This is a genomic window from Mesorhizobium sp. P3_B5 (assembly GCF_056402815.1).
The window spans coordinates 535,043-548,914 of record NZ_JBFUGR010000002.1; the positions used below are offsets into that span (position 1 = coordinate 535,043).

13 protein-coding genes are annotated in these 13,872 nt (G+C 63.8%); 6 read left to right on the forward strand and 7 right to left on the reverse strand.

Annotated elements, in window-relative coordinates; all coding sequences use genetic code 11:
- Positions 1-22 precede the first annotated feature (22 nt).
- The 6 genes from AC1DVW_RS07525 to AC1DVW_RS07550 all read left to right on the forward strand — a co-directional run bounded on the left by AC1DVW_RS07525 (position 23) and on the right by AC1DVW_RS07550 (position 6,701).
- Positions 23-1,177 carry an ABC transporter substrate-binding protein gene (locus tag AC1DVW_RS07525; RefSeq protein WP_477322186.1) on the forward strand — a complete coding sequence of 385 codons (1,155 nt, stop codon included), beginning with the start codon at positions 23-25 and terminating at the stop codon, positions 1,175-1,177.
- Positions 1,178-1,399: 222 nt separating this feature from the next.
- On the forward strand, positions 1,400-2,398 hold the full coding sequence (locus tag AC1DVW_RS07530; RefSeq protein ID WP_477322188.1) for an ABC transporter ATP-binding protein: 999 nt from the start codon (positions 1,400-1,402) through the stop codon (positions 2,396-2,398).
- A complete protein-coding gene (locus AC1DVW_RS07535) occupies positions 2,395-3,363 on the forward strand; it encodes an ABC transporter permease (RefSeq protein ID WP_477322189.1) in 969 nt (322 codons plus the stop codon). The genes AC1DVW_RS07530 and AC1DVW_RS07535 overlap by 4 nt, the downstream gene beginning before the upstream one ends.
- Complete coding sequence (locus AC1DVW_RS07540) at positions 3,353-4,168, forward strand: ABC transporter permease (protein WP_477241353.1); 816 nt, start codon at positions 3,353-3,355, stop codon at positions 4,166-4,168. The genes AC1DVW_RS07535 and AC1DVW_RS07540 overlap by 11 nt, the downstream gene beginning before the upstream one ends.
- Before the next feature lie 103 nt (positions 4,169-4,271).
- A complete protein-coding gene (locus tag AC1DVW_RS07545) occupies positions 4,272-5,699 on the forward strand; it encodes a gamma-aminobutyraldehyde dehydrogenase (RefSeq protein ID WP_477322191.1) in 1,428 nt (475 codons plus the stop codon).
- A gap of 291 nt (positions 5,700-5,990) precedes the next feature.
- Positions 5,991-6,701: a hypothetical protein gene (locus AC1DVW_RS07550; protein WP_477241357.1), complete on the forward strand. Its 711-nt coding sequence runs from the start codon at positions 5,991-5,993 to the stop codon at positions 6,699-6,701.
- A 30-nt stretch (positions 6,702-6,731) separates the two neighbouring features.
- On the opposite strand, the gene AC1DVW_RS07555 is transcribed toward AC1DVW_RS07550, so the two are convergent.
- The 7 genes from AC1DVW_RS07555 to fdhF form a co-directional block, all read right to left on the reverse strand.
- Positions 6,732-7,046: a hypothetical protein gene (locus tag AC1DVW_RS07555; RefSeq protein WP_477241359.1), complete on the reverse strand. Its 315-nt coding sequence runs from the start codon at positions 7,044-7,046 to the stop codon at positions 6,732-6,734.
- Between the two features lie 53 nt (positions 7,047-7,099).
- Positions 7,100-7,462, reverse strand: a complete 363-nt coding sequence (locus AC1DVW_RS07560; RefSeq protein WP_477322193.1) for a nuclear transport factor 2 family protein — start codon at positions 7,460-7,462, stop codon at positions 7,100-7,102.
- Positions 7,463-7,547: 85 nt separating this feature from the next.
- On the reverse strand, positions 7,548-8,027 hold the full coding sequence (locus tag AC1DVW_RS07565; protein WP_477322195.1) for a carboxymuconolactone decarboxylase family protein: 480 nt from the start codon (positions 8,025-8,027) through the stop codon (positions 7,548-7,550).
- Between the two features lie 110 nt (positions 8,028-8,137).
- Complete coding sequence (locus AC1DVW_RS07570; protein ID WP_477241365.1) at positions 8,138-9,691, reverse strand: alpha/beta fold hydrolase; 1,554 nt, start codon at positions 9,689-9,691, stop codon at positions 8,138-8,140.
- A 124-nt stretch (positions 9,692-9,815) separates the two neighbouring features.
- Positions 9,816-10,136, reverse strand: coding sequence for a formate dehydrogenase subunit delta (locus AC1DVW_RS07575; RefSeq protein WP_477241367.1), 321 nt, complete (start codon positions 10,134-10,136; stop codon positions 9,816-9,818).
- Positions 10,126-10,956 (reverse strand): formate dehydrogenase accessory sulfurtransferase FdhD, encoded by an 831-nt coding sequence (gene fdhD / locus AC1DVW_RS07580; protein WP_477241369.1) that lies wholly within the window; start codon positions 10,954-10,956, stop codon positions 10,126-10,128. Before fdhD ends, AC1DVW_RS07575 begins: the two co-directional genes overlap by 11 nt.
- Before the next feature lie 3 nt (positions 10,957-10,959).
- Positions 10,960-13,869, reverse strand: a complete 2,910-nt coding sequence (gene fdhF / locus AC1DVW_RS07585) for a formate dehydrogenase subunit alpha (protein WP_477322197.1) — start codon at positions 13,867-13,869, stop codon at positions 10,960-10,962.
- Between the last annotated feature and the right edge of the window lie 3 nt (positions 13,870-13,872).

Consider the following 13,872-nt stretch of genomic DNA (forward strand, 5'->3'; position numbering starts at 1 on the left):
GCGCCAAAATGGGAGATCGATGATGAATTCATTCCTCAAGTCATGCACTGCATTGACGGTTGCGCTGACCTTCTGCGGCCAGGCTGTCGCCCAGGTCAAGGAACTCGGCAAGGGCGAAGGCCAGGTCAACATTGTCGCCTGGCCCGGCTACATCGAGCGCGGCGAAACCGACAAGGGCTATGACTGGGTCTCCTCATTCGAGAAGGACACTGGCTGCAAGGTCAATGTCAAGACCGCCAACACCTCCGACGAGATGGTCTCGCTGATGAACGAGGGTGGTTTTGACCTCGTCACCGCCTCGGGCGATGCGTCGCTGCGCCTCGTCGCCGGCAAGCGCGTCCAGCCGATCAACACCGATCTCATCCCGAGCTGGAAGACGGTCGACGACCGACTGAAGGATGCGCCCTGGTTCACGGTCGACAAGGTACACTACGGCGTTCCCTATCAGTGGGGGCCGAATGTGCTGATGTACAACACCGACGTGTTCAAGGAAGCACCGAAGAGCTGGAACGTCGTCTTCGAGGAAATGAACCTGCCCGACGGCAAGTCGAACAAGGGCCGTGTCCAGGCCTATGACGGCGCGATCCACATTGCCGACGCCGCCAACTATCTGATGTTCCACAAGCCGGAACTCGGCATCAAGGATCCCTACGAACTGACCGAAGACCAGTACAAGGCGGCGCTCGAATTGCTGCGCGTCCAGCGCACGCTGGTCGGCCGCTATTGGCATGACGCCGCCATCCAGGTCGATGATTTCCAGAACGAAGGCGTCGTCGCCTCCGGTTCATGGCCTTACCAGGTCAACACGCTGGTTGCCGCCAAGAAGCCCGTCGCCTCGACCGTGCCGGAAGAAGGCGTCACCGGTTGGGCCGATACCACGATGATGGAGGCCGACGCGGCCAACCCGAACTGCGCCTATATGTGGCTGGAGCATTCGCTGTCGCCAAAGGTGCAGGGCGATGTCTCCGCCTGGTTCGGTTCGCTGCCGGTGGTGCCCGCCGCCTGCAAGGGCAACGAGCTTTTGACCGACGAAGGTTGCAAGACCAACGGCTACGACAATTTCGACAAGATCAAGTTCTGGAAGACGCCGGTGTCGAAATGCGCCAGCCAGAACAACCAGTGCGTGCCGTACTACCGCTGGGTGTCGGACTATATCGGCGTCATCGGCGGGCGCTGATTTCTCCCATTGCCCTTCCCCTTGCGGGGAGGGTCGACGCGTACCGTTGGGGTGGTGTCTGCGAGGTGGGGGCTGCTCGGCAGGTCATGCCGGATCACCCCCACCCGCGGCTTCGCCGCAACCTCCCCCATTTGAGGGAGGTGAAATGCTGCGCCAATCCGTCATCCCGGTCGGGGGCGTGAGCGATTCAACAAAGCTAAACCGGCAACAGATTGACAGCCCATGACCTCTGCCGTTTCCTTCCAAAAGGTCTCCCGCCATTTCGGCAGCGTGCGCGCTGTCGATGCGGTCGATCTCGATATCGTGCCGGGTGAGTTCTTCGCCATGCTTGGTCCCTCGGGCTCCGGCAAGACGACCTGCTTGCGTCTGATCGCCGGTTTCGAGCAGCCGACATCGGGCTCGATCTCGATCTTCGGCGAACGGGCCGAGGGGGTCCCGCCCTACCGCCGCAACGTCAACACCGTGTTCCAGGACTATGCGCTGTTCCCGCACCTGAACGTGCTCGACAACGTCGCCTACGGGCTGATGGTCAAGGGCGTCGGCAAGCCGGAGCGGCAGAAGGCGGCTGAAGAGGCGCTGTCACTGGTGCGGCTTCCCGGTTATGGCGGCCGTCGCCCCGGCCAGCTTTCCGGCGGCCAGCGCCAGCGCATCGCGCTGGCGCGTGCGCTGGTCAACCAGCCCAAGGTGCTGCTGCTCGACGAGCCGCTCGGCGCGCTCGACCTCAAACTGCGCGAGAACATGCAGGAAGAATTGAAGTCGCTGCAGAAGGCGCTCGGCATCACCTTCATTTTCGTCACCCATGACCAGGGCGAGGCGCTGTCCATGGCCGACCGCGTCGCCGTCTTCAACGACGGCAAGATCATGCAGATCGGCACGCCGGAGGATATCTACCAGCGGCCGAAAACCCGCTTCGTCGCCGATTTCGTCGGCTCCTCCAATGTCCTGCCGCCGGATTTCGTCCAGCGTTATGCCGGTCAGCATCGCTGGGGCAGTTTGCGGCCTGAATCCATTCGCGTCGGCCGTGCCGCGAAAGGCGACGGTGTTGCCGCCCGCCTCGTCTCCACTAACTATCTCGGCGCCACAACCAAACTGGCGCTCGATGCCGACGGGCTGAAGCTGCATGCCATCGTGCCGGCCGGCACCGCCTTGCCGGCAGAAGGCGAGGCGGTGGTGCTCACCTTCAACCGCGAACATTTGCACATCATGGACGAGCCGGCATGAGCCTCGACGCCGCCATGCCGCGCGCCGATGCTCCCGCGATCCTGCCGGGAAGCGGTGGCCTGCGCGGCGCATTGTCGGACCTGTTCTGGCGCAAGCCAAAGGTCCTGCTGTTACTCATGCTGCTGCCGCCGGTGCTGTGGCTCGGCATCGTCTATATCGGCTCGCTGTTTGCGCTGCTGGCGCAGAGCTTTTTCTCGATCGACGAATTCTCGGGTCTGATCAACCGCGAGTTCACGCTGAAAACCTATGGCGACCTGTTCCAGGCGGCCAATCTCGACATTATCCTGCGCACGGTGACGATGGCGGCTCTCGTCACGATAGCCTCCGCGATCGTCGCTTTCCCCATCGCCTACTACGCAGCGCGCTATGCGCGCGGCCGCTGGAAGGCGCTGTTCTATCTCGGCATCATGCTGCCGCTATGGTCGAGCTATCTGGTCAAGATCTACGCCTGGAAGCTGATCCTCGCCAAGGAAGGCATCCTGACCTGGCTGCTCGCCAAATTGCATCTTCTGTGGCTGCTCGATGGCTGGCTGTCGCTGCCGGTTGTCGGCGGCAATTCGCTGTCGGTCTCCGCCACCGGCACCTTCATCGTCTTCGTCTATGTCTGGCTGCCGTTCATGATCCTGCCGGTGCAGGCAGCACTCGAGCGGGTGCCCGGCAATCTGGTCGAAGCCTCGTCCGATCTCGGCGCCTCACCCGGGCAGACCTTTCGCAACGTGCTGTTCCCGCTGGCGCTGCCGGGCATCGTCGCCGGCTCGATCTTCACGTTCTCGCTGACACTCGGCGACTACATCATCCCGCAGATCATCGGCACCTCGCGCCTGTTCATCGGCCAGGCCGTCTATTCGCAGCAAGGCACCGCCGGCAACATCCCGCTCGCCGCCGCCTTCACCGTTGTGCCCATCGTCATCATGGGTTTCTACCTCTGGGGCGCCAAGCGCATGGGGGCCTTCGATGCGCTCTGATGGCTCGCAGTCGGCGCCCCTCGGCCTGAAGATATCAGCCGCTTGCGGCTTGCTGTTCCTGCATCTGCCGATCCTGCTGATCTTCGTCTACGCCTTCACCACCGAGGAGAAGAGTTTTGTCTGGCCGCCACCCGGCCTGACGACGCAATGGTTCGCCGTCACCTGGAACCGGCCCGATGTCTGGCAGGCGCTGTCGCTGTCGGTGCGAGTCGCGGCGATCTCGACGGCCATTGCGCTGATCCTCGGCACGCTCTGCTCGGCGGCGGTTTCCAGGACAAAATTCTTCGGCCGCGAAACCATCTCGCTGCTGGTCATCCTGCCGATCGCGCTGCCCGGCATCATCACCGGCATCGCCTTGCGCTCGGCGTTTTCGCTGGCCGACATCCCGTTCTCGTTCTGGACGATCGTGCTCGGCCACGCCACCTTCTGCGTCGTCGTCGTCTACAACAACGCCGTCGCCCGTTTCCGCCGCACCTCCGGCTCGATGATCGAGGCCTCGATGGATCTCGGCGCCGACGGCTTCCAGACCTTTCGCCATGTCGTGCTGCCCAACATCGCCACCGCTCTGCTTGCCGGCGGCATGCTGGCTTTCGCTCTGTCCTTCGACGAGGTCATCGTCACCACCTTCACCGCCGGCCAGCAGCAGACGCTGCCGATCTGGATGCTGGAGGAACTGATCCGTCCGCGCCAGCGCCCGGTCACCAATGTCGTGGCCATGGTCGTCGTGCTGGTGACGCTGCTGCCCATCCTGCTTGCCTATTACCTGACCCGCGACGGCGACCAGATCGCCGGCAGTGGAAAATGAAACAGCGAATAGGGAGTAGCCAATAGCGAATAGGGAAAGATCGGCGGTCAAACCCTATTCGCTATTCGCTATTCGCTACTCGCTCCTGATTAAGGAGAACGACATGGACACCCAGATGCTGATCGGCTCGAAGTTCGAGAAGGGCACCGAGACCGAGGAGCCGATCCTCAATCCGAAGACCGGGGCGACCATCCTCAACCTGCCTGAAGCCAGCCAGGCGCAGATCGAGGCGGCGGTCACTGCCGCCGAACGAGCGTTCGTCTTGTGGTCGCGCACCACGCCGGCACAGCGCTCCGGCTATCTCCTGAAAATCGCCGATCGCATCGAGGCCGACGCGAAGGAGTTCGCGGCACTCGAGGCGCTCAACTGCGGCAAGCCGATCAATGCCGTGCTCAATGACGAGATTCCGGCGATCGTCGACTGCTATCGCTTCTTTGCCGGCGCAGTGCGCTCCATGCCGGGCGTGGTCGCCGGCGAGTATATTCCGGGTCACACCTCGATGGTCCGCCGCGATGCCATCGGCATCGTCGCCTCCATCGCGCCGTGGAACTATCCGCTGATGATGATGGCGTGGAAGCTGGCGCCGGCGATTGCCGGCGGCAACACCGTCGTCTTCAAGCCGTCGGAGCAGACGCCGCTGACGGCGCTGAAGCTGGCGAAGATCCTGGCCGAAATCCTGCCGGAAGGCGTCGTCAATGTCGTGCTTGGCCGCGGCGACAGCGTCGGCAACACGCTGATCAACCACCCCAAGGTCAACATGATCTCGATCACCGGTGATGTCGCCACCGGCAAAAAGGTGCTGCAGGCCGCCGCCAAGTCGGTCAAGCGTACGCATCTGGAACTCGGCGGCAAGGCGCCAGTCATCGTCTTCGACGACGCCGACCTCGGCGCCGTGGTCAACGGCCTGCGCGCCTTCGGCTACTACAATGCCGGCCAGGACTGCACCGCCGCCTGCCGCATCTATGCCGGCAAGAAGATCTACGACAAGCTGGTCGCCGACCTCTCTTCGGCCGTCTCGACCATCAAGTACAACCGCCCCGACGACACCGAGAACGAGATCGGACCGTTGATCTCGCGTCGCCAGCGCGACCGCGTCTCGAGCTTCGTCGAGCGTGCTTCGGAGCTCAAACACATCGAGATCACCACCGGCGGCAAGCCGGGCGAGGGCTCCGGCTTCTACTACCAGCCGACTGTCGTTGCTGGCGCGCTGCAGGAAGACGAGATCGTTCGCCGCGAGGTGTTCGGGCCGGTCGTCTCGGTCACCCGTTTCACCGAAGTCGACGAGGCGGTCAACTGGGCCAATGACAGCGACTACGGCCTGGCATCGTCGGTGTGGACCAAGGATGTCTCGCGCGCTATGGCGACCGCCGCACGTCTTCAGTACGGCTGCACCTGGATCAACACCCACTTCATGCTGACCAACGAGATGCCGCATGGCGGGCTAAAACAGTCCGGCTACGGCAAGGACATGTCGCTCTATGCGCTGGAGGATTACACCGCCGTGCGCCACGTGATGGTTGCGCATGGGTGAGGAGCGGTCCGCGCAGCGGACGAAAAGCCCTCAAATGGGCTTTTCGAGCGACGAACGCCCGGAGCCATAGCGAAGCGCGGGGAGGCGTTGGAGATTGTCTCTTCGAAGGGCCGGGCGGCGATCGAAGCAAAGACATCGCGCGGAGGCTATCGTTAAAGTATTCGTCTTGCGGTTATCGATCCGCTAAGCGAATTCAACTTTCGCGGCCCCGCAGCAGATCACAATTTACTGAATATTCAACCTGGGCGAGCAGCCTTCGTGTCGGCAAACCGGCGGCGAGGGGGTTCGCGCATGAATACGGCCAAGATCAAGTTGACACTAATCGGCGGCTTCTGCGTGCTGATCGCCGTCTTCGGCGGCAATGACGTCATCAAGAAAAGCGGCTGGCCGCAGGCGCCGGCCGAAATCCTGGCGGTCAACGTCGAATGCAACATGGAATCGACCGCGCACAGGATCGTCTACAAGACCGTGAGCACCGCGACGATCCCATGCGAGTTGGTTGATGCGTTCAAGACAGTCCACGCGGACAAAGAGTGGAAGGTGAGCCAGAAATTCACCGGCACCTTGCGCGTCGGCACCGGCGCCGATGCCGTCGAAGCGACGATGGATCTGAACAAGAATGGCGACCGTGAACCGCAGGTAGGCGACACGCTCACCGTCGTCCAGAACCCTGCCAAACCGACCCAGATCGAGCCCACCGGCATGACCGGCACGCGTCTCACGATAGTCATCGGCGCCGGGCTGCTCGGCGCGCTGTTGCTGTTCATCGCTTTCCGTGGCAGCAGGCCAGCGCGAGTCAGCGCAACGACCGCGAACTTTGCCGACGATGCAGCCGGCGACGCCGAACGCGCCCGCAAGGCCGATGCCATGATAGCAGCGGCCTTGGCCAGACAGGGCGCCATGCCCGGCCAGGGCGCTCCGGCGGGGCGCATGGCGGCCGCCGAACAGGCCAGGCAAGAGCGCTACGCGGGGCCGCGGACAAGCTTCGGCCGTCGAAGCTGACGGCCGAAAGTTGCGGCACCTGTGGAGCTGCTACTCGACGATGCGATAGATGTTCCACAGGCTGGTGCCCGAGACCACATAAGGCTCGATCTCCTTGCCCCATTTGGCGTGCGCGTCGATCTTGCCGATCTTGGCGAAGAACGCCTCCAGCTGGGCCAGGCTTTCGACCTCGTGATGCGACTCGACCGTCGCTTCCCGCGCGCCGATCGATCCGGTCATGATCTGGAACTTCAGGTCGGCGATGCCGACCTGCGAGCCGATCTCGCGTTCCCATTTCTTCAACAGCTCAAGCACGGTCTGCTTGTGCCCGAACTTGGCGTCGATCTGCCATCTGGCGCTGAACATCTTCTTCTCCTCCGGGTTTGCGGCGCAATCCGCCGTTGATCTACGCGGTTGACCTACTCGTCCCAGGCCTGCACGACGGTCTGCCGTGCGATCAGCCCGTTCTTCAATTCCAGCATCGCCGCGCAGAACACCTTGGTGCCGTCCGGATAGGAGCAGGCCTGGGTGAAGGCGAGGTTGTTGCCATCGGCGATGGTGGTGTCGACCTTGTGGGTCATCGCCCGGCTGCAGATGTCATCCCAGAACGTGCTGATCGCCGCCCGCCCGCGGATTTCACGCGGCTTGCTCGGCGGGTTGTTGCGGTCGAACACGCGCACCAGCGCGTCATCGGTATAGAAGCTTGACATCAGCTTTCCATCACGGCCTTCGATTGCTTTCTTGATCGCCGCGCCGTCCACGACTTGAGTCTTCGTCAGCATTTTATCCTCCATGTGCCCGTCTTCCCGATCGGGCGGTTGATCATCAGAAGCGCTGCCCGGCGCTCATCGACGGGCAGAGGTTTCTTCACTGCGACTTGGCCTTGACGGCCGCGAACACATCGTCGGTCTGCTTCTTGAAGGTAGCGAGGTCGACCTGGCTGCCATTGAGCATCGTCGACCAGTGGCGAACGATCGCCGCCATTGCCACGGCTTCCTTGATCTCCTCGTCGCTGGCGCCGTTGAGCTTGGCTGCCTGCGTGTGGAAATAGATGCAGTACTGGCACGGGATCTGCGAGGCGACGGCGAGGCCCATCAGTTCCTTGGTCTTCCCGTCGAGCGCCGTGTTCGGATTGAGCTGCACGCCCTTGATCTCAGCCCAGGCGCCGGCGACCGCGACGTCCGGCAAGGTCTTGAACATATCCGGCACCGAGCCGAGCGTGGCCTGAATGTCCTTGTAGGCGGCCGTCGCCGAAGCGTCCTCCGCCTTGGCAGGTGCCATGGCAAAGAGCGCGCCGACGCTCGCCGCCATTGCCAGCGATATGAGTGTCCGGTTCGACTTCAACATTTCCTCCTCCGTTCGCAGCGCCTTTCCTGGCGACATCCGCCTGGCCTGCATGGGAAGAATTGATAGCGCTTACGCTACCTTGGCCGCTTCGCCCGAAAGCGCCATGGCTCCTATGGCCCGTCCGGGCCAGTGTGCCTGGCTGAAAACGCCGCCGCGGCTGCTCGCGACGGCAGATCCAGTTTGAGCAGTATGTTGGCGACGTGACGCTTGACCGTGTGTTCGCTGAGCCTGAGCTCGGCGGCGATCGCTGCATTGCTCTTGCCGTCGGCGATCAGGCTCACCACCTCGCTTTCCCGCGCCGTCAGCGCGGCCGGTTCGGCCGGTTTGGGCTTGGGGCGGCAAGCCGGTTCCAGATGCTGTTCGGACGTCGCTCGGACCAGCGCCAACGGTTCGTCCTGTTCGTCCAGCGTGATGCGCCCGGCGTCTGCGAAATGCAGGCCCGAGCCGGCTGCGAGATCGGCAACCAGCCGCGACGCGAGGATGTCGCCGCGTCCGGCATGGGCGGCAAGCTGCATCGTCACGCGGGCTGTCAGCCCGACCGGCGGCCCGCGCAATTCGACCTCGCCGACATGCACGCCTTGCCCGCTGGCGATGCCGATTTCCTGTGCCGCGTCGCGCAGTGCGGCCGCGCAGCGAATGGCGCGGGCCGGGCCGTCGAAGCGCGAAATCATCATTTCGCCCTGCGTGCCTGCCGAGCGGCCGCCATGGCGCCCAACCAGCAGCCGCCAGCTTTCCTGGAAGCGCTGGCTGCGTTCGCTCCACATGCGGTCGCCGATCCGCGCCGTATCGTAGATGCGTGTCGCCACAAGTGTGGCAAGCACGCGTTCCACCTCCGCCACGGCGCGCGCGCCGGTCAGGAACTCCTCGATCAGGTCGGCCACCCGGTCGACATCGCCGGTCCAGATCGGATGGTCGCGTCCGGGCACCTCGACCAGCTGCGCATTCGCGATTTTCTTGGCCAGGAAGCGGCTGGCATCGGGGTCGACCCGCGCATCGTTGCGGCGATGGATCAGCAAGGTCGGCGCGCTGATCGCCGAAAGTATCCCGCGCACGTCGATCCCGGCATTCATGCGCGCCAGCGCGGCTGCCGCGGTCGGGCTTGCAGACAGCCGCTCGAACCGCCCCCACCACAAGGCGAAACGCGGATCGTCGACCCGGCCAGGAGCGAAATGCGGCAGCGTGGCGCCGGTGCCCCATGCGGTCTCGGCTGTCTCGATGAAAGCGTCGAGGCGCTCCGGCGACATCACCCATTTGTGGAAATGCGCATAGCCGCCGTAAAGCGCCAGCGCCCGCGTCCGCTGCGGATAGGTGGCGGCGAACAGCATCGCCATCGGCGCGCCTTCCGAAGCGCCAAGCAGCGCCGCCCGGCCGCTGCCGGCGGCATCCATCACCGCGCGCACATCGTCCATGCGGGTTTCGAGACTGGGCAAATGATGGGTATCGACGCGGTCGGAAAGGCCGGTGCCGCGCTTGTCGAACAGGATCAGCCGTGAGAAGGCCGATAGCCGCCTCAACAGCCTGGTATAGCCTTCGTCTTCCCAGTGCAGATCCAGATTGGAAATGAAACCCGGCACGAACACCAGATCGAACGAGCCTTGGCCGATCACCTGATAGGCGATCCGCACATCGCCGCTCAGGGCGTATCGGGTTTCGATCGGCCTCACGAGTGCATTCCACCCGGCCAGACGTTCTGATCGCCGACCATAGCAGAGGCGCGCCGCTTGCGGCAGCCAAACTTCAGGGGACTGAAATATACGACCTTTGGCGACCGGGAGGGCGGTTGTCGGTCTATTTCTGCGGGGCGACGCTCTCGGCCTGCGCGGGCTCGCGCCCAGTGTAACCGATACTCGTATCGGCCTGTTCTGGCGTCTTGGGCCGCTTGATCTTGGCGGAAGCAGCCACGACCAGTTCGTTGAAGCCCTCACCACCACTGTTCAGCATCTCGAACAGTTGCCGCCGCATTCTCGGCTCCCAGAACTTGTTGATGTGCTCGGCGATGCCGGCGATGCCTTCCTCGCGCGGCTTGGAGTGGAAGAAGGCTGCGATCTGGTTGGCCATGATCACCAGCTTCTCGCTGGTGCTCATGATGTGCTCTTCGTCATGCGACATGCTGTGTAACTCCGGAGACCACCCGGTCGGGGTGGGTGAAAATATCGAAATCGTCGCCGCGCACCAGCGCCACCAGCGTCATGCCGGCGCCTTCGGCCGTACGAATGGCGAGGGCTGTAGGCGCCGAGACAGCGATGATGAAGGCAGAGCCGATCGCCGCCGTCTTCTGCACCATCTCGACTGAAACGCGTGACGTGACGACGACGGCACCCGATGCGCCGTCTATGCCGACCTTGGCCAGCGCGCCGGCCAGTTTGTCCAGCGCATTGTGACGCCCGACATCCTCGCGCGCCATGACGATGCCCTTGCCGGGAATGTAAAAGCCGGCGGCGTGCACCGCGCCGGTCTCGGCGTGCAGCGGCTGCACCTTCGACAAGAGCTTGACCGAGCGAACGATGTCGTCGGCCTCAAGCGTAAGTCTCGACGCACCGACCGCATCGACCGAGCGCATCGCCTCCTCGATCGATTCAATGCCGCACAGGCCGCAGCCGACCGGTCCGGCCAGCCTCCTGCGCCGCGCCTCGAAGCGCGTGTTGGCCTGATCCTTGAGCCGAATCTGGATGTCGATGCCGGCGCCATGATCCTCGACCTCGATGGCCTCGATTTCTTCCGGCGCTGCGATAATGCCTTCGGTCAGCGAGAAGCCGAGCGCAAAATCCTCGAAATCCGCGGGGCTCGCCATCATCACCGCATGTGTGGTGCCGGCAAAGGAGAACGCCACCGGCGTCTCCTCCGGCACCATGCGGTTGGCCGCCGCGGTGCCGCCGGCGCGGCGTGCGAGGCGCGAGATTTGCGTCGTGGCTTTGCGGCGCGCGGCCAAGACCTATTCCGCCGCTTCCAGCTTTGCGATGCGGCGGCTCTGCTTGGCCTGCTCGTCATAGTCGCGCTGCCATTCCGACGGGCCGTTGGACGCGCCGACCTGCACCGCCGTCACCTTGTATTCCGGGCAGTTGGTCGCCCAGTCGGAGAAGTCGGTGGTGATGACGTTGGCCTGCGTGTCCGGATGGTGGAACGTCGTGTAGACCACGCCGGGTGACACCCGGTCGGTGATCAGCGCACGCAGCGTCGTCTCGCCCGAGCGGCTGGTCAGCCGGACCCAATCGCCATCGCGCAGGCCGCGGTTCTCGGCATCGTGCGGATGGATTTCCAGCCGGTCCTCCGAGTGCCACATGACGTTGTCGGTGCGCCTGGTCTGCGCGCCGACATTGTATTGCGACAGGATCCGGCCGGTGGTCAGCAGCAGCGGGAAGCGCGGCCCGGTCCGCTCGTCCGTAGCAACATATTCTGTGCGGATGAACTTACCCTTGCCGCGCACGAAACCATCGACATGCATGATCGGAGTGCCGAGCGGCGCCTTCTCATTGCAGGGCCATTGCACAGATCCGACACGGTCGAGCAGCTCGAAGGAGACGCCGGCGAAGCTCGGCGTCGTCTTGGCGACCTCGTCCATGATCTCCGAGGGATGCTGATAATTCCAGTCCAGCCCTACCGCGCGCGCAAGCTCCTGCGTCGCCTCCCAGTCGGCGTAGCGCGCCTTGGGCTCCAGAACCTTGCGCACCATGTTGATGCGGCGCTCGGCGTTGGTGAAAGTGCCGTCCTTCTCCAGGAAGGTCGAGCCCGGCAGGAACACATGTGCGTAGTTCGCCGTCTCGTTGAGGAAGAGGTCGTGCACGACGACGCATTCCATCGCTGCGAGGCCGGCGGCAACATGCTTGGTATCAGGATCTGACTGAAGAATGTCCTCGCCCTGGATGTAGATGCCCTTGAACGTGCCGTCGACGGCGGCGTCCAACATGTTGGGAATGCGCAGGCCGGGCTCGTCGTCCAGCTTCACGCCCCACAGGCTCTCATAGATGTCGCGCACGGCTTCGCCGGAGATGTGACGATAGCCGGGCAATTCGTGCGGGAAGGAGCCCATGTCGCACGAGCCTTGCACGTTGTTCTGGCCGCGCAGCGGGTTCACGCCAACGCCGGGACGGCCGATATTGCCGGTGGCCATGGCGAGGTTGGCGATCGCCATCACCGTGGTCGACCCCTGGCTGTGTTCCGTCACGCCCAGGCCATAATAGATCGCGCCGTTGCCGCCGGTGGCGTACATCCGCGCAGCACCCCTGATCAACTCGGGATCGACGCCGGACAGCTTGCCGACGATTTCGGGGCTGTTTTCCGGCAAGGCGACAAACGAAGCCCAATCCTGGAACTCCACCCAGTCGCAGCGCTCGCGGATGAAGGCTTCGTTGAAAAGACCTTCGGTGACGATGACATGCGCCAGCGACGTCAGCACTGCCACATTGGTGCCGGGCTTCAGCGGCAGGTGATAATCCGCCTCGATATGGGCTGACTTGACCATTTCGGTGCGACGCGGATCGAGCACGATCAGCTTGGCGCCCTGGCGCAGCCGCTTCTTCAGTCGCGAGGCGAACACCGGATGGGCGGAAGCGGGATTGGCGCCGATGATGACGGCGACGTCGGTGTAATCGACGGAGTCGAAATCCTGCGTGCCGGCCGAGGTGCCATAGGTCTGGCCGAGACCGTAGCCGGTCGGCGAATGGCAGACGCGCGCGCAGGTATCGACGTTGTTGTTGCGGAAGCCTTGCCGCACCAGCTTCTGGACGAGATAGGTTTCCTCGTTCGTGCAGCGCGACGAGGTGATGCCGCCGATAGCGGTGCGTCCGTACTGATACTGGATACGGCGGAATTCCTTGGCCGTATGGGCGATAGCCTCTTCCCAGCTCACTTCGTGCCAGGGATCGCTGACCTTTTCCCGGATCATCGGCGACAGGATGCGGTCCTTGTGGGTGGCGTAGCCATAGGCGAAACGACCCTTCACGCAGGAATGGCCGTGGTTCGCCTTGCCGTCCTTGTACGGCATCATGCGGATGACTTCGTCGCCCTTCACCTCGGCCTTGAACGAGCAGCCGACGCCGCAATAGGCGCAGGTGGTGACGGCCGAGCGCTCCGGCATGCCCTTCTCAAGCACCGTTTTCTCGCGCAGCGCATCGGTCGGACAGGCCTGCACGCAGGCGCCGCAGGACACGCATTCAGAGGCGATGAAATCCTCGTGCATGCCGGCGACCATGCGCGATTCGAAACCGCGACCCTCGATGGTCAGCGCGAAGGTGCCCTGCACCTCCTCGCAGGCCCGCACGCAGCGCGAGCAGACGATGCATTGCGCGGGATCATAGGTGAAATAGGGGTTGGACTCATCGCGGGCGATGTAGTCGACGGCCAGCGAACCATGGCCGGGCGCTACGCCGTTTTCCTTGACGTGGTTACGGCCCTCGACGCCGAAGCGGTTCTCGGTCAGGCCCACCGACTTTGCCACCGCGTCGAACTCGCTGGCGCCGGTGCCGGCTTTCTCGTTCCAGCCGGTCGGATGGTCGGATACGTAGAGTTCCATGACGCCGCGGCGAATGGCGTCGAGTCGATCGGACTGCGTGCGCACCACCATGCCTTCGCCAACCGGCGTCGTGCAGGACGCCGGCGTGCCGCCGCGCCCTTCGATCTCGACGAGGCAGACACGGCATGAGCCGAACGAATCCAGCATGTCGGTGGCGCAGAGCTTGGGGATCTCGACCCCGCCTTCCATCGCCGCGCGCATGATCGACGTGCCCTCCGGCACGCTGATGCTGCGGCCGTCGACGGTCAACGTGATCTGCCTTTCCGCATTCGATTGCGGGGTTCCGTAGTCGATCTCTTCGACGAGCGGCGGGAAGTCGGCCTTGATGTTCATCTG

Excerpts from the sequence above, each read along its gene's own strand:
- AC1DVW_RS07525 (WP_477322186.1), top strand. The coding sequence starts at position 23 with ATGAATTCATTCCTCAAGTCATGCACTGCATTGACGGTTGCGCTGACC.
- AC1DVW_RS07530 (WP_477322188.1), top strand. The coding sequence starts at position 1,400 with ATGACCTCTGCCGTTTCCTTCCAAAAGGTCTCCCGCCATTTCGGCAGC.
- AC1DVW_RS07535 (WP_477322189.1), top strand. The coding sequence starts at position 2,395 with ATGAGCCTCGACGCCGCCATGCCGCGCGCCGATGCTCCCGCGATCCTG.
- AC1DVW_RS07540 (WP_477241353.1), top strand. The coding sequence starts at position 3,353 with ATGCGCTCTGATGGCTCGCAGTCGGCGCCCCTCGGCCTGAAGATATCA.
- AC1DVW_RS07545 (WP_477322191.1), top strand. The coding sequence starts at position 4,272 with ATGGACACCCAGATGCTGATCGGCTCGAAGTTCGAGAAGGGCACCGAG.
- AC1DVW_RS07550 (WP_477241357.1), top strand. The coding sequence starts at position 5,991 with ATGAATACGGCCAAGATCAAGTTGACACTAATCGGCGGCTTCTGCGTG.
- AC1DVW_RS07555 (WP_477241359.1), bottom strand. The coding sequence starts at position 7,046 with ATGTTCAGCGCCAGATGGCAGATCGACGCCAAGTTCGGGCACAAGCAG.
- AC1DVW_RS07560 (WP_477322193.1), bottom strand. The coding sequence starts at position 7,462 with ATGCTGACGAAGACTCAAGTCGTGGACGGCGCGGCGATCAAGAAAGCA.
- AC1DVW_RS07565 (WP_477322195.1), bottom strand. The coding sequence starts at position 8,027 with ATGTTGAAGTCGAACCGGACACTCATATCGCTGGCAATGGCGGCGAGC.
- AC1DVW_RS07575 (WP_477241367.1), bottom strand. The coding sequence starts at position 10,136 with ATGTCGCATGACGAAGAGCACATCATGAGCACCAGCGAGAAGCTGGTG.
- fdhF (WP_477322197.1), bottom strand. The coding sequence starts at position 13,869 with ATGAACATCAAGGCCGACTTCCCGCCGCTCGTCGAAGAGATCGACTAC.